The 22,154-nt window shown below is 72.3% G+C and carries 24 protein-coding genes; 9 read left to right on the forward strand and 15 right to left on the reverse strand.

Annotated elements, in window-relative coordinates; translation table 11 throughout:
- Positions 1-118: 118 nt before the first annotated feature.
- Genes AB0K28_RS46515 through AB0K28_RS46530 form a run of 4 tightly spaced genes read right to left on the reverse strand, consistent with a single transcriptional unit; the run spans position 119 to position 4,454 of the window.
- Positions 119-919 carry a carbohydrate ABC transporter permease gene (locus AB0K28_RS46515; RefSeq protein ID WP_364383660.1) on the reverse strand — a complete coding sequence of 267 codons (801 nt, stop codon included), beginning with the start codon at positions 917-919 and terminating at the stop codon, positions 119-121.
- Positions 916-1,794 carry a sugar ABC transporter permease gene (locus tag AB0K28_RS46520; protein WP_364383663.1) on the reverse strand — a complete coding sequence of 293 codons (879 nt, stop codon included), beginning with the start codon at positions 1,792-1,794 and terminating at the stop codon, positions 916-918. Before AB0K28_RS46520 ends, AB0K28_RS46515 begins: the two co-directional genes overlap by 4 nt.
- Entirely contained in the window at positions 1,791-3,188 is a 1,398-nt protein-coding gene (locus AB0K28_RS46525; protein ID WP_364383666.1) for an extracellular solute-binding protein, read from the reverse strand. Before AB0K28_RS46525 ends, AB0K28_RS46520 begins: the two co-directional genes overlap by 4 nt.
- Positions 3,189-3,191: 3 nt before the next feature.
- Entirely contained in the window at positions 3,192-4,454 is a 1,263-nt protein-coding gene (locus tag AB0K28_RS46530; RefSeq protein WP_364383669.1) for a PfkB family carbohydrate kinase, read from the reverse strand.
- 131 nt (positions 4,455-4,585) lie between these two features.
- Here AB0K28_RS46530 and AB0K28_RS46535 point away from each other — a divergent pair, with 131 nt between their 5' ends.
- Together AB0K28_RS46535 and AB0K28_RS46540 are read left to right on the forward strand one after the other, a co-directional pair.
- The gene (locus AB0K28_RS46535; protein WP_345403288.1) at positions 4,586-5,344 is read left to right on the forward strand and encodes a DeoR/GlpR family DNA-binding transcription regulator; all 759 of its coding nucleotides are present in this window, start codon (positions 4,586-4,588) and stop codon (positions 5,342-5,344) included.
- A 10-nt stretch (positions 5,345-5,354) separates the two neighbouring features.
- Complete coding sequence (locus tag AB0K28_RS46540; RefSeq protein WP_364383672.1) at positions 5,355-6,695, forward strand: 6-phospho-beta-glucosidase; 1,341 nt, start codon at positions 5,355-5,357, stop codon at positions 6,693-6,695.
- Between the two features lie 9 nt (positions 6,696-6,704).
- On the opposite strand, the gene AB0K28_RS46545 is transcribed toward AB0K28_RS46540, so the two are convergent.
- Positions 6,705-7,346, reverse strand: coding sequence for an SDR family oxidoreductase (locus tag AB0K28_RS46545; RefSeq protein ID WP_364383675.1), 642 nt, complete (start codon positions 7,344-7,346; stop codon positions 6,705-6,707).
- 23 nt (positions 7,347-7,369) lie between these two features.
- Here AB0K28_RS46545 and AB0K28_RS46550 point away from each other — a divergent pair, with 23 nt between their 5' ends.
- The gene (locus tag AB0K28_RS46550) at positions 7,370-8,062 is read left to right on the forward strand and encodes an HAD family hydrolase (RefSeq protein WP_345403294.1); all 693 of its coding nucleotides are present in this window, start codon (positions 7,370-7,372) and stop codon (positions 8,060-8,062) included.
- A 62-nt stretch (positions 8,063-8,124) separates the two neighbouring features.
- Complete coding sequence (gene gndA / locus AB0K28_RS46555) at positions 8,125-9,549, forward strand: NADP-dependent phosphogluconate dehydrogenase (protein WP_345403296.1); 1,425 nt, start codon at positions 8,125-8,127, stop codon at positions 9,547-9,549.
- Between the two features lie 181 nt (positions 9,550-9,730).
- Here gndA and AB0K28_RS46560 read toward each other — a convergent pair whose 3' ends face one another.
- Positions 9,731-10,531 carry an acyl-CoA thioesterase domain-containing protein gene (locus AB0K28_RS46560; protein WP_364383679.1) on the reverse strand — a complete coding sequence of 267 codons (801 nt, stop codon included), beginning with the start codon at positions 10,529-10,531 and terminating at the stop codon, positions 9,731-9,733.
- 137 nt (positions 10,532-10,668) lie between these two features.
- On the opposite strand from AB0K28_RS46560, the gene AB0K28_RS46565 reads away from it, so the two are divergent.
- Complete coding sequence (locus tag AB0K28_RS46565; RefSeq protein ID WP_364383682.1) at positions 10,669-11,754, forward strand: epoxide hydrolase family protein; 1,086 nt, start codon at positions 10,669-10,671, stop codon at positions 11,752-11,754.
- Here the strand turns inward: AB0K28_RS46565 and AB0K28_RS46570 are convergent.
- Complete coding sequence (locus AB0K28_RS46570; protein WP_345409761.1) at positions 11,751-12,104, reverse strand: VOC family protein; 354 nt, start codon at positions 12,102-12,104, stop codon at positions 11,751-11,753. The genes AB0K28_RS46565 and AB0K28_RS46570 overlap by 4 nt on opposite strands.
- Before the next feature lie 249 nt (positions 12,105-12,353).
- Here AB0K28_RS46570 and AB0K28_RS46575 point away from each other — a divergent pair, with 249 nt between their 5' ends.
- The 3 genes from AB0K28_RS46575 (at position 12,354) to AB0K28_RS46585 (ending at position 14,304) form a co-directional block, all read left to right on the forward strand.
- A complete protein-coding gene (locus AB0K28_RS46575; RefSeq protein ID WP_364383685.1) occupies positions 12,354-13,217 on the forward strand; it encodes an AraC family transcriptional regulator in 864 nt (287 codons plus the stop codon).
- A 332-nt stretch (positions 13,218-13,549) separates the two neighbouring features.
- A complete protein-coding gene (locus tag AB0K28_RS46580; RefSeq protein WP_364383688.1) occupies positions 13,550-13,981 on the forward strand; it encodes a type II toxin-antitoxin system PemK/MazF family toxin in 432 nt (143 codons plus the stop codon).
- Positions 13,978-14,304 carry a hypothetical protein gene (locus AB0K28_RS46585; RefSeq protein WP_345403303.1) on the forward strand — a complete coding sequence of 109 codons (327 nt, stop codon included), beginning with the start codon at positions 13,978-13,980 and terminating at the stop codon, positions 14,302-14,304. Before AB0K28_RS46580 ends, AB0K28_RS46585 begins: the two co-directional genes overlap by 4 nt.
- 93 nt (positions 14,305-14,397) lie before the next feature.
- Here AB0K28_RS46585 and ptsP read toward each other — a convergent pair whose 3' ends face one another.
- Genes ptsP through AB0K28_RS46625 form a run of 8 tightly spaced genes read right to left on the reverse strand, consistent with a single transcriptional unit; the run spans position 14,398 to position 21,109 of the window.
- Complete coding sequence (ptsP, locus tag AB0K28_RS46590) at positions 14,398-16,224, reverse strand: phosphoenolpyruvate--protein phosphotransferase (RefSeq protein ID WP_364383692.1); 1,827 nt, start codon at positions 16,222-16,224, stop codon at positions 14,398-14,400.
- The gene (locus AB0K28_RS46595) at positions 16,217-16,498 is read right to left on the reverse strand and encodes an HPr family phosphocarrier protein (RefSeq protein ID WP_364383695.1); all 282 of its coding nucleotides are present in this window, start codon (positions 16,496-16,498) and stop codon (positions 16,217-16,219) included. The genes ptsP and AB0K28_RS46595 overlap by 8 nt, the downstream gene beginning before the upstream one ends.
- 11 nt (positions 16,499-16,509) lie before the next feature.
- On the reverse strand, positions 16,510-17,514 hold the full coding sequence (locus tag AB0K28_RS46600; protein ID WP_345403312.1) for a zinc-dependent dehydrogenase: 1,005 nt from the start codon (positions 17,512-17,514) through the stop codon (positions 16,510-16,512).
- The gene (locus tag AB0K28_RS46605; RefSeq protein WP_364383699.1) at positions 17,511-17,936 is read right to left on the reverse strand and encodes a PTS sugar transporter subunit IIA; all 426 of its coding nucleotides are present in this window, start codon (positions 17,934-17,936) and stop codon (positions 17,511-17,513) included. The genes AB0K28_RS46600 and AB0K28_RS46605 overlap by 4 nt, the downstream gene beginning before the upstream one ends.
- The gene (locus AB0K28_RS46610) at positions 17,929-18,237 is read right to left on the reverse strand and encodes a PTS lactose transporter subunit IIB (protein WP_355422895.1); all 309 of its coding nucleotides are present in this window, start codon (positions 18,235-18,237) and stop codon (positions 17,929-17,931) included. Before AB0K28_RS46610 ends, AB0K28_RS46605 begins: the two co-directional genes overlap by 8 nt.
- A gap of 3 nt (positions 18,238-18,240) precedes the next feature.
- Positions 18,241-19,341, reverse strand: a complete 1,101-nt coding sequence (locus tag AB0K28_RS46615; RefSeq protein WP_364383703.1) for a PTS mannitol transporter subunit IICB — start codon at positions 19,339-19,341, stop codon at positions 18,241-18,243.
- Between the two features lie 32 nt (positions 19,342-19,373).
- The gene (pfkB, locus tag AB0K28_RS46620) at positions 19,374-20,351 is read right to left on the reverse strand and encodes a 1-phosphofructokinase (RefSeq protein WP_364383706.1); all 978 of its coding nucleotides are present in this window, start codon (positions 20,349-20,351) and stop codon (positions 19,374-19,376) included.
- Positions 20,348-21,109 carry a DeoR/GlpR family DNA-binding transcription regulator gene (locus AB0K28_RS46625; protein ID WP_345403327.1) on the reverse strand — a complete coding sequence of 254 codons (762 nt, stop codon included), beginning with the start codon at positions 21,107-21,109 and terminating at the stop codon, positions 20,348-20,350. Before AB0K28_RS46625 ends, pfkB begins: the two co-directional genes overlap by 4 nt.
- Before the next feature lie 102 nt (positions 21,110-21,211).
- Between AB0K28_RS46625 and AB0K28_RS46630 the strand changes: the two genes are divergently transcribed.
- Entirely contained in the window at positions 21,212-22,120 is a 909-nt protein-coding gene (locus AB0K28_RS46630) for a hypothetical protein (RefSeq protein ID WP_364383710.1), read from the forward strand.
- Positions 22,121-22,154: the final 34 nt, after the last annotated feature.

Below are 22,154 nucleotides of genomic sequence, written 5' to 3' on the forward strand. Positions count from 1 at the left end.
ACGTCGCCGGGCAGTTCCCCGGAGACGCTAAACGCCTGTGGAGGCGACGTAAGACCTCGAGCACTCGAGGCAGATGCCAGCGAAGCAGGCAAGAGGATCACTGAGATTCTCCGAACGGTTACTCGCGGACCGCCCCCTGAAGCAGTCCGCGGACGAAGTGGCGCTGGAGGAACAGGTAGAAGATGACGACGGGCGTCGCGACGATGACCGACCCGGCCGCGAGCAGCGTGAAGCCGGAGGTGTACTGGCCCTGGAAGAAGGCCAGCCCGAGCGGCGCCGTACGCAGCGACTCGCTGGTCACCATGATCAGCGGGATGAGGAACTCGTTCCACGTCCACATGAACACCAGCAGCGTCAGCGTGACGATCGCGGGCCTGGCCGGCGGCAGCAGCACCTGCCACAGCACCCGCCAGCTCGACGCCCCGTCGATGCGCGCGGCCTCGACGATCGCCCGGTTGGAGGCCAGGAAGTAGGCCCGCATCCAGAACGTCCCGAACGCCACCGACATCGCGACCTGCGGCAGCGTGATCGACCAGAACGTGTCGATGAGCCCCAGCGAGCGCAGGTCGAAGTAGAGCGGCACCGCCACCGCCTCGCTGGGCATCATGATGCCCAGCATGAACAGGTAGAACAGCGCCGTCCTGCCGCGGAAGCGCATGGTGCCGAAGGCGTAGCCGCTCATGATCGACAGGACCACGCTCACCACCACCGTGAACGCCGACACCGCGAGGCTGGTGCGCAGGTAGGAGCCGAAGTGGCCGATGTCCCAGGCCGCCGCGAAGTTCGCCAGGCCGGAGGTGTCGCCGCTGTCGGCGGGGCCGAGCGCGGCCGACAGGATCACCACGATCGGGTAGAGCGCGAACGCGGCGAACACCGACAGGATGACGTAGTTCGCCACCCGCTCACCGCGCGAGATCACGTCAGCCTCCTGTCCGCGAACCGGTTCACGCCGAACGACACGACGAAGATGAGCACCGTCAGCGTGACGCCGATGGCCGCCGCCGACCCGACCTGGCCCAGGCCGAAGGCCCGGTGGTAGACCTCGTACGACGGAACCGAGGTGGACTCGCCGGGGCCGCCGCGGGTGGTGACGTACACCAGGTCGAACGTGCGCAGCGCGGCGATCATCGTCAGCGTCAGCGCGACCGCGATCTCCGCGCGCACCGACGGCAGCGTGACCGAGAAGAACTCGCGCACCGCGCCAGCCCCGTCGAGGCGGGCCGCCTCGTACAGGTCGGCGGGCACCCGGCTCATCCCGGCCAGCAGCAGCACCGTCACCAGGCCCGTCTCGAACCAGGTGCCCACCACGCCGACGGCGGGCAGCGCGAAGGCGTAGTCGCCCAGCCAGCCGCGGGTCAGCGCGTCCAGCCCGAGCGCGCTCAGCAGCGAGTTGAGCGAGCCGTCGGGGGCGTACACCCGCCGCCAGACCACTGCCACCACGACCATCGCGATGACCTGCGGCAGGAACACCACCGTGCGGAAGAAGGCGAGCCCGCGCACCTTGGCGTGGTTGAGTATCGCGGCCAGCGCCAGCCCGATGACCAGCGGGAACACCGAGTAGAAGACGATGAGCACCAGCGCGTGCCCGAACGCCCCGCGCAGCCCCTCGTCGGCCACGATCGCGAGGTAGTTGTCCAGCCCCGCCCACGTGCCGACGCTCAGCCCGTCCCAGTCGTAGAGGGAGAACTGCACGGCCCGCCCGATCGGCCAGAGCAGGAACGCCGCATAGATGGCGAAGGCGGGCAGGATGTACAGGTAGGCGACGCGGCGGGGCTCTCCGGGCGGACTGGTCATCCTCCGTTGCTCTCGGTGAACGCCGTGTAGTCCTTCTCCAGTGTCTGCAGGAACTCCTGCGGCGTGGCCTTCTTCGCGAGCAGGTCCTGCAGCGCCGCGCCCAGCGTGTCGGCGAAGGTGGGGGTGGCGTAGTCGAGGTACGGCACCAGCCCGTCCTTCTCGGTGGCCGTGCCGAACGCGGTGAAGACGTCCTTCTGCGGCCCCTCCTTCACGCTCTGCGCGGAGGTGTCGGCGACCGGCAGGTTACCGGTCTCGGTGAGCACCTTCATGGCGTCGGCATTGGTGATGAAGTCGATGTACGCCGCCGCCGCGTCGGGATGCGGGCTCTTCGCGGTCACCGCGAACGGCAGCCCCGTGCCGCCCGTCGCCACCGGCGCCGCGTCGGCCGCCGCGCCGGGCGGCAGCATGAAGCCCAGGTCGGAGCCGAGCGCCTTGTCCAGGTCGGCGAGCAGCCAGGTGCCGGCGATCAGGAACACACCCTGGCCCTTGCCGAACGCCTGCCAGGACGCGTCGTAGCCCTGCCCGTTGAAGCCCTTGGCGAAGTAGCCCTTGTCCACCCAGCTCACCAGGTGCTCGGCCGCCTTGACGTTCTCCGGCGAGGTCCAGGACGCGCCCTTCTTGCCGAACGCCAGCGTGCCGATCTGGTCCTTCGGCACCTCGCGGCCCTGCACGGTGCCGAACACGTGCACGGCGGGCCACTTGTCGAGGTTGCCGAACTGCAGCGGCACCTCGCCGCCCGCCTTCGCCGCGGCCAGCGCCGACTCGAGGTCGGCCCACGTCGCCGGCGGCTCGACGCCCAGCTTCTTGAGCTTGGCCTTGTTGTAGAAGATGCCGACGACCTCGCCGACCTGCGGCAGGCCGTACAGGTTGCCCTCGCCGAACACCTTGCCGTCGGCGCTGTAGCGCGAGTACTTCAGCACCGACTCGGGGTAGCGCTGCTTCCACCCGTACGCCTCGGCGTACGCGTCGAGCGGCAGCAGCTGCCCCGCCTTGACGAACGCGCCCATCGACGAGCGGCCGTTGTTGGCCTCCACCACGTCGGGCGGCTCGTTGCCGCTCAGCGCCAGGCGCAGCGTGGTGTTGAGGTCGTCGAACGAGCGGGAGACCCGGTTGAGCTTGATGTTGGGGTATTTCGCCTGGAACGCCTTGTTGAGCTGCTCCATCTGGGCCGCCTGGCCGCCGCGGACCTCCTGGTCCCACACGGTCAGGGTGACCTCGCCGAGCGAGGCGGCGTCGGTGCGCACCGCCGAGGCGGACGGCTGGGCCGAGGGGGAGGCGGGCGGGGCGGAGGAGCCGGGCGCGCACCCGGTCAGGACCCCGGTGAGGGTCAGGGCGCCGGCGGCGAGCAGGGCGGATGCTCTCGGGCCGCGCGGTCGTCGCGTCGGGGGGGTCATGCGTTACTCCTTATGAACAGGTGCGCGAGGAGTGTCCGGGTCGTCATCCTCGGGCGGGGATTGCGGCGCTTCCGGCCGCTGCCCGGAAGCGGGGGGTGCCATGCCGGGCGTCATGCCGGGTGTCATGCCGGGTGTCATGCCGGGTGTCATGCCCACGTCGGCGTACCTGGCGATGGTCGCAGCAGCGCGGCGCACCGCGCCCACCGGGTCGGTGGGCACCAGCCGGTCGAGGAAGGCGTAGCGGCGGGCCAGCGAGCTGCCGTACGCGCCGCCGTACGGGGCCGTCTCGCGCACCTCGTGCCACCAGTCGGCGATGTCGCCCCAGCCCGGCGCCGCCAGCGAGCCGCCGAACTGCTGCACCGCGAGCCCCGCGCACAGCCCCGAGAACGCCAGCCGGTCGTTCAGCGGCCAGCGGCACAGCGTGCCCAGCACGAGCGCGGCGCCGAACACGTCGCCCGCGCCCGTCGGGTCGAGCGCCGTCACCCGGGGCGCCGGCACGAACGCCTCCTCACCCGTCGAGGAGTCGATCGCCATCGCCCCGTTGGCGCCGTCGGTCACCACGGCCAGCGGCACCTTGTCGGCGAGCACGTAGAGCGCGTCGCGCGGCGTCTCGGTGCCGGTGTAGGCCATCGCCTCGGTCGCGTTCGGCATGAACGCGTGGCAGAACTCGAGCTGGTCGAGCAGCGAGCGCAACCACGCGCCCGACGGGTCCCAGCCCACGTCGGCGAAGATCAGCGCGCCCTCGCGGGCGGCCAGCTCGGCCCAGTTGCAGGCGGCGTCGGGCGAGCCGAGCGGCTCGTCGGGGGAGAGCGTGGCGATCACCGCGCGCGAGCGCGGCGGCTTGCCGATCATCTCGTTGGCCGGCATCGGCGAGGGATGGCCGTGGGTCACCATGCTGCGGTCGCGGTGCACCGCCATCGACACCGTCACCGGCGAGTGCCAGTGCTCGAAGCGCCGCGAGCGCGACAGGTCGACCGACTCCTGCTCCTCCAGCGTGCGCCAGCAGAAGTCGCCGTAGTCGTCGTCGCCGAACGCCGCCGCGAGCGACGTGCGCAGCCCCAGCCGGCTCGTCGCGATGGCCAGGTTGGCGATGCCGCCGGGGCAGGAGCCCATGCCCTCGGCCCAGATCTCCGTGCCGGCGGCCGGCATGGCGGGCAGGCCGGTGAAGACGATGTCGAGGAAGACGGTGCCGGCCAGGAAGACATCGAACTGCGGGCCTTCTGAGGTCCGCTCGCCGGCGAGAGGGTCGTACGCCTGGACAGACACGGGAATAAGTCCTCCTCGACACACCAGGTTCTGCGCAATCTTGCACGTTTGCTCGTACTCTGCAAGTGCTCGCGCAATTGTTTGGCGCAAGCTGCTTACTTGTGCGCGAATTTGAATGTTAGACTCCGGCCGTGCTCCAGCGCCTCCGGCATGCCGAGATCATGCGCCGCGTCCGCAGCTCGGGCGCCACGAGCGTGCGTGATCTCGCCAGTCAGCTCGGTGTGAGCCCGTCCACCATCCGCAGGGACCTCGAGGTGCTCGACCGCGACGGCACCCTGCGGCGCGTCAGGGGCGGCGCCCTGGCCACCGTGGACGCCGACGCCGACCGGCCGTTCTCCGAGGTCGCGGCCACCGACGAGCAGGACAAGGAGGCCGTGGCCGCCCGCGCCGCCGAGCTGGTCGGCGACGGCGACGTCGTCCTGCTCGACATCGGCACGACCACCATGCGGCTGGCCCGCAGGCTGCGCGGCCGCCGCGTCACCGTGGTGACCTCCAGCCTGGCCGTGCTCGACGCGCTGCGCACCGACTCCGCCGTCGAGCTGCTGCTGCTCGGCGGCATGGTGCGCCGGCCCTACCACTCGCTCGTCGGCGTGCTGACCGAGGCGGCGCTCGCCCAGGTCGTCGCCGACCGGGTGTTCCTCGGAGCCAGCGGCGTACGCCCCGACGGGCAGCTCGTCGACACCACGCTCGCCGAGGTGCCGCTGAAACGGGCCATGATCGCCGCGGCCGGGCAGGTGGTGCTGCTGGCCGACCGGCACAAGTTCCCCGGCACCGGCGCGCTGCGCGTGTGCGGTCCCGAGGACGTCGACGTGCTGGTCACGAACGAAGGCGCCGACGAGGCGACGCTGCGCGCCTGCGCCGCCGCCGGCGCCGAAGTGCTGCTCACGTGAAAGGCTGAGGATGAGACTGGCCGTACTCGGCGGCGGGGGCTTCCGCGTCCCCCTCGTCTACGGCGCGCTCCTGCGCGACACCGCCAAGCCCCGGGTGGAGGAGGTGGTGCTCTACGACGTCTCGCCCGAACGGCTCGAGGCCATCTCCCACGTGCTGCGCGGCATGGCCGCAGGCCACGACGACCCGCCCGCGGTGCGGGTCACCACCGACCTCGACGACGCGCTCACCGGAGCCGGCTTCGTCTTCTCCGCCATCCGCGTGGGCGGCCTGGCCGGGCGCACCGCCGACGAACGGGTGGCGCTCGAGCTGGGGCTCGTCGGCCAGGAGACCACCGGACCAGGCGGCATCGCGTACGGGCTGCGCACCGTGCCCGTCGCCGTCCGCGTGGCCGAACGCGTCGCCGCCCGCGCGCCCCGCGCCTGGGTCATCAACTTCACCAATCCCGCCGGCATGATCACCGAGGCCATGCGCAGCGTGCTCGGCGACCGCGTCATCGGCATCTGCGACTCGCCCATCGGGCTCATCAGGCGGGCCGCCGGCGCGCTCGGGCTCGACCCCGCCCGCGTCTCGCCCGACTACGTGGGGCTCAACCACCTCGGCTGGCTGCGCGGGCTCGTGCACGACGGCCGTGACGTGCTGCCCTCGCTGCTCGCCGACGACGCCGCGCTGCACCAGGTCGAGGAGGCCAGGCTGCTCGGCGCCGACTGGGTGCGGGTGCTGGGCGCGCTGCCCAACGAATACCTGTACTACTACTACTTCGCCCGGCAGGCCGTCGCCGCCGGCGCCGGGACCACCAGGGGAGAGGCGCTGCTGGAGCAGCAGGGCCGCTTCTACGCCGCCGTGCGCGAGCGGCCCGGCCACGCGCTCGACGCCTGGCGGCGGGCCCGCAAGGAGCGGGACGAGTCGTACATGGCGGAGGCGCGCGAGGCCACCGACGCCGGCGAGCGCTCAGCCGAGGACCTGGAGGCCGGCGGGTACGAGGGCATCGCGCTCGCCCTCATGGCAGCCATCGCCAGGGGCGAGCCCGCCACCATGATCCTCAACGTGCGCAACGGCGCCGCCGTGCCCGGCCTGCCCGATGACGCCGTCGTCGAGATCCCCTGCGCCGTCGACGGCTCCGGCGTCCGGCCGCTCGCCACCCGGCCGCTGCCCGGGCGGTTCCTCGGGCTGATGCAGCAGGTCAAGGAGGTGGAGCAGACCGCCATCGAGGCCGCGCTGACCGGGTCCTCGCGCCTCGCGGTTGCGGCGTTCGCCCTGCACCCGCTGGTCGACTCCGTACCGACCGCGCACCGCCTGCTCGACGGCTACCGCGCCCGCATCCCCGAACTCGCCGCCGTCTTCCCGAACTGACCGCTCCTCTCATTCCGTTGCGACGAAGTCGATGATCGGGGTGTCGCCCGAGACGAGTTCGAGGGTCTGGCGTGCGGTGCCCGGGTTGGCCAGCAGGGCGACGATGACGGCGGCCACGTCGTCGCGCGGCACCGCGCCGGGCGGCACCTCCGCCTCCAGCCGGACCAGGCCCGTGCCGGGCTCGTCGGTGAGGCGGCCGGGCCGCAGGATCGTCCAGTCGAGGTCGCGGCGGCGCAGGTCCTCCTCCGCCTCCGTCTTGGCCTTGATGTACGCGGCCCACACCTCGTCGCGCTCCGGATCGACCGGTTTGCCGGCCCCGATGCCCGAGATCTGGATGAAGCGCCGCACCCCGGCCCGCTCGGCCGCGTCGGCGAGCAGCACGGAGGCGGCCCGGTCGACGGTGTCCTTACGAGCCGCGCCGCTACCGGGCCCCGCCCCCGCCGCGAACACCACGGCGTCGGCCCCCTCCACGATCCGGGTGACCTCGTCGACGCTCGCCCGCTCCAGGTCGCACACGACGGCCTGCGCGCCGGTCGCCTCGACGTCGGCGACGTGCGCCGGGTTGCGTACCAGCCCGACGGCCCCCGACTTGAGCCGCTCCGCCAGCCGCAACGCGATCTTCCCGTGTCCACCCGCGATGATGATCCGCATGTCGGCCATGGTGTCATGGACGCATGCGTGACTTCCCGCAGGCGCCCACGCCGGCGTTCCTCTTCGACCTCGACGGCACCCTGATCGACAGCGTCTACCAGCACGTGGTGGCCTGGCGGCAGGCGCTGTCCGGCATGGGCATCGACCTGTCGGTGTGGCGGATCCACCGCCGCATCGGCATGAGCGGCGGGTTGTTCGTCAGCGCGCTGCTGCGCGAGACCGGGCTCCAGCTGACCAAGGAGCAGATCGACGAGCTGCAGACCCACCACGCCGAGGCGTACGAGCAGCAGGCCCACTCCGTCAGGCCGCTGCCCGGCTCGGCGGAGCTGCTGGCCGAGCTGAGCGCGCGCGGCGTGCCGTGGGCCATCTGCACCAGCGGCTACGCCCGTACGGCGCGGCTCGCGCTCGGCCTGCTCGGGCTGCCGGAGAACACGCCGATGGTCACCCGTGACCTGGTGCGGCGCGCCAAGCCCGACCCCGACCTGTTCCTCGCCGGTGCGGCGCTGGCCCGCGTCGAGCCCGCGCATGCCATGGTGGTGGGTGACAGCGTCTGGGACCTGCTCGCCGCCCGCCGGGCCGGCGCGCTGGGCATCGGGGTGCTGTCCGGCGGGTATGGCAGGGACGAGCTGGAGCGCGCGGGGGCTTTCCGGGTGTACGCCGACCCGGCGGACATGCTGGACCGGCTCGACGAGCTCGGCGTACGCCAGAGTGACTGACGGGAATATCCCTGCGAACCTCCGAGCTGGAGCATGCGTATTCCCCACAGAGGAGCTGACTAATGGACTTGGCAGACATCGGCGTCACCGGCCTGGCGACCATGGGGCGCAACCTGGCCAGGAACCTGGCCAGGCACGGCTACACCGTGGCCGTGCACAACCGGTCCCACAGCCGCACCGAGCAGCTGGTGAAGGAGTTCGGCTCCGAGGGCACGTTCGTGCCGTCGGAGCAGATGGCCGATTTCGTGGCCTCGCTGAAGCGGCCACGGCGCGCGATCATCATGGTGAAGGCGGGCGCCGGCACCGACGCGGTGATCGAGCAGCTCGCCGAGCTGATGGAGCCGGGCGACATGATCGTCGACGGCGGCAACGCCCACTTCGAGGACACCCGCCGCCGCGAGGCGGCGCTGCGCGAGCGCGGCCTGCACTTCGTCGGCACCGGCATCTCCGGCGGCGAGGAAGGCGCGCTGCTCGGCCCGAGCATCATGCCGGGCGGGTCGAAGGAGTCGTGGGAGGCACTCGGCCCGATCCTGCAGGACATCTCGGCCAAGGTGGACGGCGTGCCGTGTTCGGTGCACGTCGGCCCCGACGGCGCCGGGCACTTCGTCAAGATGGTGCACAACGGCATCGAATACTCCGACATGCAGCTCATCGCCGAGTCCTACGACCTGCTGCGCCAGGCACTGGGCGCCACCCCGGCCGAGCTGGCCGAGGTGTTCAGGGAGTGGAACAGAGGCGACCTCGACTCCTACCTGATCGAGATCACCGCCGAGGTGCTCGACCAGGTCGACGCCGAGACCGGCAAGCCGTTCGTGGACGTCGTGGTCGACCAGGCCGAGCAGAAGGGCACCGGCCGCTGGACCGTGCAGAGCGCCCTCGACCTGGGCGTGCCGGTGACGGGCATCGCGGAGGCGACGTTCGCCCGCGCCCTGTCCGGCCACCCCGAGCAGCGCGCCGCGGCCAGGTCGCTGCACGGCCCGAACCTTTCCGGCGTCGGCGGGCGCGAGCTGATCGAGGACGTCCGCCAAGCCCTGTACGCCTCCAAGATCGTCGCCTACGCCCAGGGCTTCGACCAGATGGCCGCGGCCTCCAAGGAGTACGGCTGGGACCTCGACCTCGGCGCCATGGCCACCATCTGGCGGGGCGGCTGCATCATCAGGGCCAAGTTCCTCGACCGGATCAGGGCGGCGTACGACGCGAACCCGAACCTGCCGACGCTGCTGGCCGACCCGACGTTCGCCGGGGCGCTGGAGGCGGCGCAGGAGTCGTGGCGGCGCGTGGTCACCACGGCCGTGCAGATCGGCGTGCCGACGCCCGGCTTCTCCTCGGCGCTGGCCTACTACGACGGGCTGCGCCGCGACCGCCTCCCGGCGGCGCTGGTGCAGGGACTGCGCGACTTCTTCGGCGCGCACACCTACCACCGGGTGGACAAGGAGGGCACCTTCCACACCGACTGGTCCGGCGACCGCACGGAACGTCCGGCGTAGCCCTCTGACAGAGATGATGTGGGTGAGCGCCTCCCGCCGGGTCTGACCCACCCCCTGACCCGCGCGTCCGGCCCGCACCGAAGCCGGCATCCAGGGCCTTGGCCCGTCGCTTGAGCCAGGTGCGCAGGCCGGGGGCGGTGTCGTGCCGCCGGCGCCGCGCCTTTCGGCGGCGCTCCTGGCGCTATGCCTGGGTGGGCCGTGGCGGCGCTCCTGGCCTTGTGCTCTCCGTGCCGCGGGTGCGGGCGGCCTGTGCCGCCATTGCGGAGCCGTTGGCGAGGGCCGTCACCACGCAGAAGCCGATCGGTCCCGCGGTGTCGTGCACGGTCACCTGGCCGGTCGCGACGCCGTCGGCGCTGAGGTGGCCGGTGCCCTCCATGCCGACGATCTCGCCCTCCGGCTGCCTGGCCAGCGTCAGCGTGTAGTCGGCGTTGATGAACCGCAGGCCGTCGGCCTGGGCGTTGCTGATCGGGCTGGCGAAGTCGGCGGCCAGCGCGGCCCGTACGATCGGGGTCAGCGGCTCGTCGTCCACCAGCGGAAACTTCTCGCGCAGCCACACCCGGCCCGGCCCTGGAGCGCCCCACGGCGTCACCCGCCACAGGTCGAACGGCGGCGTCCAGGGCCCGCCCGCCCCGGCGGGCGGGCCCGAAGGTGGCGGCTCGTCCCAGGCGGGCGTGACGAGCGAGCGCTCGCCGTCGGGCTGCTCGCCCTCCCGCAGCAGCACCGCGCTCGCCCGCGCGATGACGCCCTGGACGGTGGAGATCGTCGCGTCCGCCACGCGGATTCTGCGGCCGTCCCTGATCAGGGACGTCTCCACGGTGACCGGCAGCATCGGGCTGTTGCGGAACAGATCGACGGTCAGCCGGGCGAAGCGCAGCCCGGGCTGGGCGTGGTGCTGTTCGAGCGCGCGGGCGGCGAGGCCGCCGAGCAGGCGGCCGTGCAGCATGTCGGGGGACCAGGGGCCACGGGCGTGCGGAGCGGGCACGAACTCGTCCCGCTTAAGCGTGAAAAACGCTGACTCTGACGACACAGAATGAGATTCTAGAGCAGGGTTGCCGTCGTGCCCCTCGGCGCCGCCATTGCGGCCGGGAACCGGCCGGAGCGCCTCCTACCGTCCCTGCCATGCTCATCGACGACCACATCATCGACATATCCCAGGACAAGCTCGACGACCTGCGCGAACGGCTCGCCAGGACCCGCTGGCCCGACGCGCTCGACGGGGCCGGCTGGACCTACGGCGTGCCGCCCGAGGCGGTGCGGGAGCTGGCCGCGTACTGGATGGACGGCTACTCCTGGCGCGCCCACGAGGCCAGGCTCAACAAGCTGCCCCAGTACACGACCGAGATCGACGGCCAGCGCGTGCACTTCGCGCACGTGCGCAGCGACCGGGCCGACGCGCCCGCGCTGCTGCTCACCCACGGCTGGCCCAGCTCCTTCGCCGACTTCTCCCACCTCGCCGGCCCGCTCGGCCGCGACTTCCACCTCGTCATCCCGTCCATCCCCGGCTTCACCTTCTCCGGCCCCACCCGGGAGCCCGGCTGGGGCGTGCGCCGCGTCGCCGCCGCCTGGATCACGCTGATGGACCGCCTCGGCTACGACCGGTACGGCGTGCAGGGCGGCGACTTCGGCTCGCTCATCTCCGCCGCCGTCGGCCGCGCCGCCCCCGGCCGGGTCATCGGCGTGCACCTCAACGCGTCCGTGACCGCCTTCCCCACCGACGACGGCGCCGGCCTCACGGAAGCCGAGCAGGAACGCGCCGCCGGCGTGCGTGAGTGGGAGAAGGTCTCCGGGTACGCCGTCATCCAGGGCACCAGGCCCCAGACCCTGTCCTACGCCCTCGCCGACTCGCCCGCCGGGCTGCTCGCCTGGAACCTGGACGCGTTCGCCTCATGGGGCGAGGACGCCGGCGGGCTCACCCCCGACGACATCCTCACCAACGTCGCCCTCTACTGGTTCACCGGCACGGCGGGCTCGGCCGGCCGCCTGTACAAGGAGAGCATGCCCGACTGGGCGCCGCCCGCCGCGCCCGACCCCACGCCGACCGGCATCGCGGTCTTCCCCGGCGACACGACCGTACGGCGCTACGCGGAGCAGGTGCACAACGTGGTGCACTGGTCGGAGTTCGACCGGGGCGGCCACTACGCCGCCCTCCAGGCCCCCGGCCTGCTGGCCGGCGACCTGCGGACGTTCTTCGCCTCCCTGTCCTAACCGGTGGCCATGACGCAGAACGGGTGACCTTCGGGGTCGACCAGCACCGTCCACCCGTCACCGCCCGGCTGGAACTCCGGCACGACCGCGCCCAGCGCCGCCAGCTCCTTCTTGGCAGCCTCGACGTCGGGCACGGTGAGATCGAGATGCACGTGCTTGCCACCATTCGGCCACCCCGGCCCCTGGTAGCCCTCGACCCGCTGGAACGACACGGACACGGGCCCACCCTCGAGCGTCACGAAGTCCGCGTCACCGTCCGTCCGCGTCCACCCGGTCGCCTTGGCGTAGAAGCCCGCCAGGGCGACCGGGTCGGCGCAGTCGAACACGATGGAAGAAAGATTCGCTGTCATGCGCCCCAGCCTGCCGCGCCGGCACGACGAGGGTCTTGAACATCCTTGCGCCGTTCGGAGGATCTCAGTGGTTCTCTTGCCTGCTTCACTGGCAGCTGCCTCGATCGCTCGAGGTCTTCCGTCGCCTCCAGAGGCGTTCAGCGTCTCCGGGGAACTGCCGGGCGGAGGTGAGGGTGGTGACGTTGCCGGCTATGCGCGGAACTAGCAGCCGGGCGGGAAATGTCGGAGGCGGTGGCTAGCGTTTCCCGCATGCTCTCCTCCATGTGTCTGGCCTCGGGGCCGGGGTTCCGGCTCGATGCCGTGACCTGCGTGGCCGACCACCGCGGCTGGTCGGCTCCGGAGGTGAGCGACCGTTACCACGTGGTGCTGGTGCGGCGAGGGGTGTTCCGGCGGATGACGCGCGGGCGGGCCGCCGTCAGTGACCCGACGATGGCGTACGTCGGGGTGCCCGGCGAGGAGGAACGCTTCGCCCACCCGGCGGGCGGCGACGTGTGCACGTCCCTGTCCCTTACGCCCGGCCTGTGGCGTACGCTCACCGCCGCGATGCCGCTCCACGACGGCACCGGTCGCCACACCCGCTCCGCCACGCCCACCGCCAAGGCACCGGCGCTGATGGCACCGGCGTTCTACGTGGACGCCCGTCTCGACCTTGCCCACCGCCGCCTCCTCCGGGCGGCCCGCGACGGCGACATCGCGTTCGCGCTGCCCGAGACCATGACCCTCCTCCTTCGCGCCGCCCTCACCCCACCCGGATCCCGGGATGCAGCCCGACCAAGCAATACAAGCCGCATCGTCGACACGGCCCGTGAGGCCTTCGCCGCCGACATCCAGGAAACCGCCACTCTCACCTCGCTGGCCGCCCACCTTGGCGTGTCCCCGTACCAGCTGAGCCGGGCCTTCACCCGCGAGCTGGGCGTCTCCCTGACCCACTACCGCAACCGAGTGCGCGTCGGCCGCGCACTCGACCGCCTGGAAGAAGGCGCGCCGAGCCTGGCCGAGCTGGCGGCGGACCTGGGCTTCGCCGACCAGGCCCACCTCACCAGAACCATCCGCCACCACGTCGGCCACACCCCCACAGCCTTACGCCACCTCCTCACCACCCCCACTCCCTGAGAACCTCCGCCCCACCGCCCCTGCCCGACCGGTAGGCGTCTCGAGGCCACGCCCGTTGGCAGGGCGGTTGTGGCGTCAGCCGTATGAGCGATGGTGACCACCGCTCATGCGACGGCGGGTTGTGGCGGTATGTGGTGTCTGCCGGCGGACTGATTGGTCGGCGGTGTCCGTCACTCCGACCGTGGCGCCCCGCGAGGCTGCCATCCCGCTCTCGTGCGGCGGCTGCTACCCAAGGTCCCTCCTGCTGTGGGGCACCAGTTCTCGAAGGATGGGGAGGGGGTTCGTGTGGGGGTGGGTGGATTTTCTGTTGGGCTGGGTCGTAAGCTCCCTCAATGCGTGATCTAGGTGAGGACCCCCGCCCTGCCCGGGGTGCCGTACGTGAGATTCACTCCCTGCGCGGGACCGCCACCCTGGCCTATTCTCCCGACCTCGACGGCCTGGCCGATCCGGGGGAGATCGTGTGGGCGTGGGTGCCGTACGAAGAGGACCCGTCCCGGGGTAAGGATCGGCCGTTGCTGGTCGTGGGGCGTACCGGGCGGCGGTTGCTCGGCATGATGCTGTCCAGCAAGGGCGACGACGGGTCCGACTGGCTGGAGCTGGGCGCGTGGGGGCGCGACGACCGGGTGTCCTACGTACGCCTTGACCGGGTGTTCGAGCTCGACGAGGACGACATCCGCCGGGAGGGCGCGGTGCTGGACGGCGAGCGGTTCGCCAGGGTCGCGGCCCGGCTCATGAAGCTGCACGGCTGGAAAGTGGGATCGTGAGGTTCTCGCCCCGGGCCCGTTCGTTCGTGGCCGGGCTGATGGTGAGCAACAGCGCTCCCCACCTGGCCACGGCCGTCACCGGGCGCCGCCATCTCACCCCGCTCGCCGGCCGGCGTTCCGGTCCCGGGGTGAACCTGGTGTGGGGGCTGGCCAACCTGGCCGGCGGGCTCGCGCTGCTGCGTTCGGCGGCCCGTGCCGAACGTCCGGGCGACGCCTGGGACGGGCGGCTGGTGGCGTTCGAGGGTGGGTGTGTGGTGTTCGCGGCCTGGATGGCGGCCTCTGAGCGGTTCCTCCCGATGAACCACGAACGTCCCTCTGCCTGAGGTCCAGTTGTGAACTCCCCACCCACGGGAGTTCACAACGTGGGGGCTGGGGCCCGGCCTGGAGAAGCCGGGCCGGGCCGTTGGATCGTCGTCTTACTCCAGGGCGGCTTCGGCGCGTTTCCGGCAGTCCTCCAGCGTCAGGGCGGACAGGGCTTCGCGTACGGCGGGGACGCAGACCGGGGCCATGGACAGGCTGGTCACCCCCAGCCCCACCAGCAGGGGGGCGAGGAGGGGGTCGCCGGCGGCCTCGCCGCAGACCCCGACCGGTTTGCCTGCTTCGCGGCCTGCCCTCGCGCACATCCCGATCAGTTCCAGCAGGGCGGGCTGGCGCGGGTCGAGGAGGTCGGCGAGGGCGGAGTGCTGGCGGTCGGCGGCGAAGGTGTACTGGGCGAGGTCGTTGGTGCCGATGCTGAGGAAGTCGACCTCCTGCAGCAGCCGGGACGCCCGCAGCGCCGCCGCCGGCACCTCGATCATGACGCCCACCTTCGCGATGCCCTTGGCCCTGGCCTGGCGGGCGAACGCGCTGGCCTCCGCCATGGTGGTGACCATGGGCGCCATCACCCAGGGCTCGGTGCCGGTGCGGCGGGCGGCCTCGGCGATGGCGTCGAGCTGGGTGTCGAGGACGTCGGGCAGCAGCCGGTCCACGCGTAGCCCGCGTACGCCGAGCGCCGGGTTCTCCTCGTGCGGGAGGCCGAGGAAGGGCAGCGGCTTGTCGGTGCCGGCGTCGAGGGTGCGCACGATGACGCTGCCCGTCTGCGCGAACACGTCGGCGTACGCCGCCACCTGCTCCTCGTACGACGGCGCCTGCTTGCGGTCGAGGAACAGGAACTCCGTCCTGAACAGCCCGACCCCCTCCGCGCCCGGCCGCAGGTCGGCGGCGGAGCCGATGTTGAGCAGCAGCTTGACGGGGTGGCCGTCGGCGGTCCTGCCCGGCCCGGTGCCGGCGGCGAGCCTGGCCCTGCGCGCCCGCTCTTCCTCGGCGACGGCGGCCGCCTGCGCGCCGGTGAGGCCGACGGCGATCTCGCCGGTGGTGCCGTCGACTCCGATGACGGTGCCGTCGTCCAGGTCCATGACGCCCTTGCAGGCCACCACGGCGGGCAGGCCGCGGGCGCGGGCCAGGATCGCGGTGTGGCTGGTGGGGCCGCCGCGCTCGGTGACCAGGGCCAGCACGTCCTCGCTCAGGCCGGCGGTGTCGGCAGGGGAGAGGTCGTCGGCGGCCAGCACGTACGGGTGGCCGGGGTCGGGCAGGCCCGGCATGGGCAGCCCGAGCACGGACGCGATGGCGCGGTGCTTGAGGTCGTCGAGGTCGGCGGCGCGTTCGGCGAGGTAGCCGCCGAGCGCGGCCAGGGCCTCGCGGTGCTGGGCGAAGGCGGCGTCGAGGGCGTGGGCGGCGTCCACGCCCGACCCGGCCCTGGCCTCGGCGTCCTCGCGCAGCATCGGGTCGTCGGCGATCATGGCGAGGGCCTCCAGGATCTCGGCCGCCTCGCCGCCCGCCTCCGCCGCCCGCCTGTTCAGGTCCGCGGCCACCGACTCCAGCGCCTTGCCGGCCGCGGCCACCTCCGCGCCGGGGTCGCCGACGGCCCGTGGCGCGGGCAACGCGGGCGGTCCCGCCATCCGGAGCACCGGCCCGGCCGCCCGCCCCTGACTGACTCCCAGCCCGGCGAGCCGCCCGGCGCTCCCCACCCACGACTCCCCGCCCATCGGCCCGGCGTCGGCCGGCTCAACGGCCGCCGGTCCGGAGGTGGCGGGTCCGGAGGTGGCGGGTCCGGAGGTGGCGGGTCCGGAGGTGGCGGGTCCGGAGGTGGCGGGTCCGGAGGTGGCGGGTCCGGAGGTGGCCGGTCCGGAGCCGGTGGATGCGGAGGTCGTCGATCCGCCGGCGGGGGCGGTGGCGGAGCTGGGGGCCGGTGGGGTGTCAGGCATCGAGGGCCTCTTCCGAGTCGAGGTCGCGGGACAGCAGGGCCGCCAGCGTGTCGAGCGCCTCCTCGGCCCCCGGCCCGTCGGCCTCCAGCGTGACCTCCGTGCCCTGGACCGCCCCCAGCGACAGCACGCCCAGCATGCTCTTGGCCGGCACGGCCTTGTCCCCGGCGCGGATCGTCACCGGCACCCCGGCCTTCACCGCCGCCTGCACGAACAGCTTGGCGGGCCGGGCGTGCAGGCCGCTGGCCGAGGCCACGACCACCGTACGTTGTGCCATGGCAGATCCTCCTAGGGCTCGATGGTGACCTTGATGGCCTCGCCCCTGCTGACCAGGTCGATGCCGTCCAGTACGCGCGGCAGCGGCAGCCGGTGCGTGATCAGGTCGGACACCACCACCGACCCTTCGGCGACCAGCTTCAGCGCCTGGGCGTTGTGGGCGGGGCTGGAGCCGTTGGCGCCGACGATGGTCAGCTCGCGGTAGTGGACCAGGTTGGAGTCGAGGGAGATGATCGGGTTGTCCTTGGGCAGCCCGCCGAAGAAGCTGATGCGTCCCTGCCTGGCCGCCATGCGCACCGCCTGCTCCTGGGCGGCGCCCGAGGCGGCGGCGGTGATGACGACGTCCGCGCCGCGCCCGCCGGTCAGCTTCAGCACCTGCTCGACGGGGTCGGTGTCGATGGCGGCGTCGGGACGTACGAGCTCGGCGGCCATGGCGAGGCGCTCGGCGTTGACGTCCACCAGGAACACCCGGGAGGCGCCGCGCGCCCGCGCGAGGCGTACGTGCAGGCAGCCGATGGGACCCGCGCCCATCACGACCACGTCGTCGCCGGGCCCGACGCGGGCCAGCTCCTGGCCGTTCAGCACGCACGCGAGCGGCTCGGCCACCGACGCCTCGGCGAACCCCACCCCTTCGGGGATGGCGTTGACGCCGTCCACGGCGAGCACCTTGGCCGGCACGATCATGTACTCGGCGAACCCGCCGTCGTAGTGGTAGCCCATCGACTCCTGGTTGGGGCACACGGTGAGCCGCCCGCGCCGGCACTCGCCGCAGGTGCCGCACGGGATGGCGGCGATCACCTGCACACGGGCGCCGGTGTCGACGACCTCGCCGGCGATCTCGTGGCCCATCACGCGCGGCGGCACGATGTGGTGGTGGCCGAACTTGAAGATCTTGTTGTCGGTGCCGCACGTGGAGCAGTTGCGTACCCGGATCTTCAGCTCGCCCGGACCGGCGACCGGCTCGGGCGCCTCCTCGATCCGGATGTCACCTGGCGCGTGGAAACGCGCGACCTTCATGTCAACTCCTTGAGAACCTGGGAGACCTCGGTGGCCTCCCGCAACGCCCGCGCCCTTTCCGGGTCGAGCAGAATGTCGGCCAGCGCCGCCAGCAGCGGCACGTGCCCGTCGTCTTTGGCCGCGATGCCCACGCAGAGCGTCACCTGCTCGCCGTCCCAGTCGACGCCGTCCGGGAAGCGCACCACGCAGATGGCGTCGCGCTTGACGGTGCCCTTGGAGGCGGCGGTGCCGTGGGGGATGGCGACGCCCTCGCCGACGTACGTGGAGATCGTCTGCTCGCGTTCGAGCATCGCCTCCACGTACGGCTCCTCGACGGCCCCCACCTCGACCAGCGCCCGCCCGCACCGGCGGATGGCCGCGGTGCGGTCGGGGGCGCTCTCGTGCAGCAGCACGGCCCGGGGGTCGAGCAGGTCGTCACGCATCGACCGTGCCGCCGTTCTTGATGGTGTTCACCAGCCGGGTCACCGCCGGGTCGCCGAGGAAGATCTGGAACGGGATCAGCACCTTACCCGGGGCGGCGGCCTTGGCACGGGCCGCCAGGCCGGAGTGGCAGACGATGACGTCGGCGTCGTCCGGGATGTTGTTGACGGGGGTGTGCTCGACGGTCACGCCCGTGTCCTTGAGCTGCTTCTTGAGCGTGGAGGCGAGCATGACGCTGCTGCCCATGCCCGCGTCGCAGGCCACGATGATCTTGTGGATGTCCTTGCTGTCGATGCCGGCCATGGCTCAGCTCTCCTTCTGGGTGGTTGGCGCGGTCTCGGCCTCTTCTGGCTGGGCCTTCTCGCCCCTGCCGAAGCCGAGCAGGACGGCGGCGATGGCGAACGAGACGCCGGTCGCCACGAGGATCCCCAGGCTGGAGGCGAGCCAGCCGCCCTTGGGGGTGACCGCGAGGTAGGCGAAGATGCTGCCGGGCGACGGGGTGGCGACCAGCCCGGCGCCGGTGATCATGAAGGTGAACACGCCGGCCGCGCCGCCCGCGATGACGGCCAGGATGAGGCGGGGCTTCATGAGCACGTACGGGAAGTAGATCTCGTGGATGCCGCCGAAGAAGTGGATGATCATGGCGGCGGGGGTGGTGGGCCGCATGGCGCGCGGGCCGAAGAGCAGGAAGGCCAGCAGCAGGCCGAGGCCGGGGCCGGGGTTCGACTCCAGCATGAACAGGATCGATTTGCCGCTCTCGGCGGCCTCGGCGACGCCGAGCGGGCTGAGCACGCCGTGGTTGATGGCGTTGTTGAGGAACAGCACCTTGGCCGGCTCGATCAGCACCGAGGCGATCGGCAGGAGGTTGTTGCTGATCAGCCACTCGACGGCGTTGCCGGCGGCGGTGGTGACGGCCTGCACGATCGGGCCGATGGCGTAGTAGCCGACGATGGCCATGGCGCCGCCGACGATGCCGGCGGAGAAGTTGTCGACCAGCATCTCGAAGCCGGCCTTGGTCCGCTGCTCCGTGAACTTGTCCACATATTTCAGGATCAGCGCGGTGAGCGGGCCGATGATCATGGCGCCGAGGAACATCGGCGACTCCGTGCCCACCACGACGCCCATCACCGCGACCGCACCGACGACGGCTCCGCGCTGACCGTGCACCATCCGGCCGCCGGTGTAGGCGATGAGCACCGGGAGCAGGATGCGGATGATCGGGTCGACCATCTGCGCGAGCGACTCGTTCGGCAGCCAGCCGGTGGGGATGAAGAGCGCGGTGATCAGACCCCAGGCGATGAACGCGCCGATGTTCGGCATGATCATGCCGGCCAGATGGCCGCCGATGCGCTGGATGGTGGCCTTGACCCCGGTTCCGGTGACCGGGGGAGTGTAGGTGTCGGCCATGGGACGTGCTCCTTTGGAGGATGAGCAGGAGATCAGCCGGGTTGCGGGAGTGCCGCGGGGACAGCGGTGGAGAGCGGACGGTCGGGGTCGGGCCGGCACACGGTGACGGCGCTGAGGTCGATGTGGGCGGGGCCCGGCATGCGGCTGCCGGGCTGCTGGACGGCGGCGGCTCCCCAGGCCAGCGCCTGCGTGAGTGCGTCGGGGCCGGTGCCGCCCGCGGCGAGGAAACCCGCGAGCATGGCGTCGCCGGCGCCGACCGAGCTGCGCGGCACGGCGGCGGGCGCCTCGCCGTACCAGACGCCGGACTCCTCGACGAGGACGGCGCCGTCGGCGCCGAGACTGGCCAGCACCGTACGGGCCCCCGCCGCACGCAGCTCGCCCGCGGCCGCGACCACGTCGCCGAGCCGCCTGATCGGCAGGCCGGTGGCCGCCGAAAGCTCCTCCAGGTTGGGCTTGACCAGCGTGGGAGCGGCGGGCAGCGCGCACGACAGCGCGGGCCCGCTGGTGTCGACCGCGACGTTGATGCCGGCCCCGGCGAAGCGGCGGCACAGCAGCGCGTAGACGTCGGCGGGCACCTCGGGCGGCAGGCTGCCGGAGGCGACCACCCAGTCGGCGCCCTGGCCGCCGGAGTGCGCGGCGTCCAGCACGGCCTCGGCGATCGTGTCGAGCTCGGCCGGTGACAGCGCCGTGCCCGGCTCGTTGACCTTGGTGACGGTGCCGTCGGGCTCGGCGAGCGTGACGTTGGACCTGGTCGCGCCGGCCACCGGCACGGTCACCATGTCGAGGCCCTCGGCGGCCAGCAGGCGGACGAGCTGCCTGCCCTCGTCGCCGCCGTACGGCACCACCGCCCGGCTCGCCACCGCGTTGGCCAGCAGCGCGCGCGAGACGTTGACCCCCTTGCCGCCGGGGTCGAGGCGGGCCGCGGCGGCGCGGATGACCGCGCCCCTGTCGAGCGAGGAGATCTCGATCGTGCGGTCGAGGCTGGGGTTGAGCGTCAGGGTGAGGATCACGCCCTGATCACCTCCGGACCGGCGGCCGCCACGTCGGCGGCCTGCGCCACGTCCAGCCCGGTGTCGGTGATCACCACGTCGATCTCGCTCAGATCGGCGAACGTGGCCAGGTAGGTGTTGCCGAACTTGGTGTGGTCGGCCAGCAGCACGCTGCGCTGCGCGGCCTTGACCATCGCACGCTTGATCGCGGCCTCCGCGGGGTCGGGGGTGGTCAGGCCGCGGGTCAGCGAGCAGCCGTTGGTCGCCATGAACGCGACGTCCACGTTGAGCGTGGCCAGCGGGGTCAGCGCCCAGTCGTCCACGGTGGCCAGCGTCTTGCCGCGCAACCGGCCGCCCAGCATGATCACGTGCAGGTTGGCGCGGGCGGCCAGCGCGGTCGCCAGCGGCGGTGAGTTGACCACCACCGTCAGCTCCCGGTCGGCGGGCAGCACCTTCACCAGGCGGCCCGTGGTGGTGCCGGCGTCGATGATGATCGAGCCGTCCTCGGGCAGCTCGGCCAGCGCGGCCTTGGCGATGCGTTCCTTCTCGGCCGTCATGACCTCGTCGCGGGTGGCGAGCGCGGGCTCGAAGCCGAGCCGCTCCACGGGGATCGCGCCCCCGTGCACGCGGCGCAGCACGCCGGCCCGCTCCAGCGACGTCAGGTCGCGGCGGATCGTCTCGGTGGTCACGTCGAGCTCGGCGGCCAGCGTCACCACGTCGACGCGGCCCGCGGCCCGCGCACGTCGCAGGATCTCCTGCTGCCGCTCCTCGGCGTACATGATGTTGATTCACCGCCGTTTCGAGTTGGTTTCCTCTGTGTTTATACCCGCTTTCGTTGGCGGGTCAAGAGTCCACTGCCGGAATCTGGTAGTTATAGGCGAATGCGAACCAAGCCCCTGGCACCCCTGCTCCTCGCCGGCAGCCTCACGCTGGCGCTCGCGACGCCCGCCCAGGCCGCCGCGGCACCCCGCGTGCCCGTGGGCACGACCGCCGCGTGGGTGGTCTTCGACCGCCAGGCCGGCAAGTTCGTCGCGGTGCGCAACGCGCACCGCAAGTTCCGCTCCGCCTCCGTCGTCAAGATCCTCATCGCGATCGACTACCTGGAGGGCCGCAGGACCGTGCCGCCGGCCGACGCCAAGCTGCTGAAGATCATGCTGCGGTCCAGCGACGACGACGCCGCCTCCGCCTTCTGGGACCGGCTCGGCAAGGGGCAGATCATCGTGCGGCAGGCGCGCAGGCTGGGCCTCGCCGACACCACCCCGCCGCCCGCGTCCAAGCCCGGCTTCTGGGGGTACGTCTCGCTCAGCGCGTACGACATCGTGCGCACCTACCGCTACCTGCTCGACCGGGCCGAGCCCAGGGTCAGGGACACCATCCTCGGCCACCTGCGCAAGGCCACGCCGTGCGGCACCGACGGCTTCGACCAGACCTTCGGCATCCCCGACGGCGTGCCGAAGCCGCACGCCGTCAAGCAGGGCTGGTCGGGCTTCGGCACCAAGCCGCCCGTGCGGTGCTCGGGCAACGCCACCCACGCCGCCACCCACGCCGCCGGCACCGCCGCGGCGGGCGGCGCGATCGGGGCGCCCCTGTCGTGGATCGCGCAGCGCGCCACCGGCTCGGGCGTGCCCGACTACGGCCGCCCCGTGCTGCACACGACCGGGCTCGTGGGCCCCGGCGAGCGCTACGTCATGGCACTGCTCACCGCGCACCCGGCGGGCGGCACGTGGAACGCCTCGGTCAAGCGCGTCACCACGCTCGCCCGCGACCTCTATCGCACGGTCTCGCGCTGACCCGCGCCGCTACGGGGTGGCGGCTACGGGGTGG

The sequence above is a fragment of the Nonomuraea sp. NPDC049504 genome, from assembly GCF_040676845.1.
GTDB lineage: Bacteria > Actinomycetota > Actinomycetes > Streptosporangiales > Streptosporangiaceae > Nonomuraea > Nonomuraea salmonea.

Bases quoted from the DNA above. Each gene is read 5' to 3' on its own strand.
- AB0K28_RS46520 (WP_364383663.1), bottom strand. From the start codon at position 1,794: ATGACCAGTCCGCCCGGAGAGCCCCGCCGCGTCGCCTACCTGTACATC.
- AB0K28_RS46525 (WP_364383666.1), bottom strand. From the start codon at position 3,188: ATGACCCCCCCGACGCGACGACCGCGCGGCCCGAGAGCATCCGCCCTG.
- AB0K28_RS46540 (WP_364383672.1), top strand. From the start codon at position 5,355: ATGAGACTGGCCGTACTCGGCGGCGGGGGCTTCCGCGTCCCCCTCGTC.
- AB0K28_RS46545 (WP_364383675.1), bottom strand. From the start codon at position 7,346: ATGCGGATCATCATCGCGGGTGGACACGGGAAGATCGCGTTGCGGCTG.
- AB0K28_RS46550 (WP_345403294.1), top strand. From the start codon at position 7,370: ATGCGTGACTTCCCGCAGGCGCCCACGCCGGCGTTCCTCTTCGACCTC.
- gndA (WP_345403296.1), top strand. From the start codon at position 8,125: ATGGACTTGGCAGACATCGGCGTCACCGGCCTGGCGACCATGGGGCGC.
- AB0K28_RS46565 (WP_364383682.1), top strand. From the start codon at position 10,669: ATGCTCATCGACGACCACATCATCGACATATCCCAGGACAAGCTCGAC.
- AB0K28_RS46570 (WP_345409761.1), bottom strand. From the start codon at position 12,104: ATGACAGCGAATCTTTCTTCCATCGTGTTCGACTGCGCCGACCCGGTC.
- AB0K28_RS46575 (WP_364383685.1), top strand. From the start codon at position 12,354: ATGCTCTCCTCCATGTGTCTGGCCTCGGGGCCGGGGTTCCGGCTCGAT.
- AB0K28_RS46580 (WP_364383688.1), top strand. From the start codon at position 13,550: ATGCGTGATCTAGGTGAGGACCCCCGCCCTGCCCGGGGTGCCGTACGT.
- ptsP (WP_364383692.1), bottom strand. From the start codon at position 16,224: ATGCCTGACACCCCACCGGCCCCCAGCTCCGCCACCGCCCCCGCCGGC.
- AB0K28_RS46595 (WP_364383695.1), bottom strand. From the start codon at position 16,498: ATGGCACAACGTACGGTGGTCGTGGCCTCGGCCAGCGGCCTGCACGCC.
- AB0K28_RS46600 (WP_345403312.1), bottom strand. From the start codon at position 17,514: ATGAAGGTCGCGCGTTTCCACGCGCCAGGTGACATCCGGATCGAGGAG.
- AB0K28_RS46605 (WP_364383699.1), bottom strand. From the start codon at position 17,936: ATGCGTGACGACCTGCTCGACCCCCGGGCCGTGCTGCTGCACGAGAGC.
- AB0K28_RS46610 (WP_355422895.1), bottom strand. From the start codon at position 18,237: ATGGCCGGCATCGACAGCAAGGACATCCACAAGATCATCGTGGCCTGC.
- AB0K28_RS46615 (WP_364383703.1), bottom strand. From the start codon at position 19,341: ATGGCCGACACCTACACTCCCCCGGTCACCGGAACCGGGGTCAAGGCC.
- AB0K28_RS46625 (WP_345403327.1), bottom strand. From the start codon at position 21,109: ATGTACGCCGAGGAGCGGCAGCAGGAGATCCTGCGACGTGCGCGGGCC.
- AB0K28_RS46630 (WP_364383710.1), top strand. From the start codon at position 21,212: ATGCGAACCAAGCCCCTGGCACCCCTGCTCCTCGCCGGCAGCCTCACG.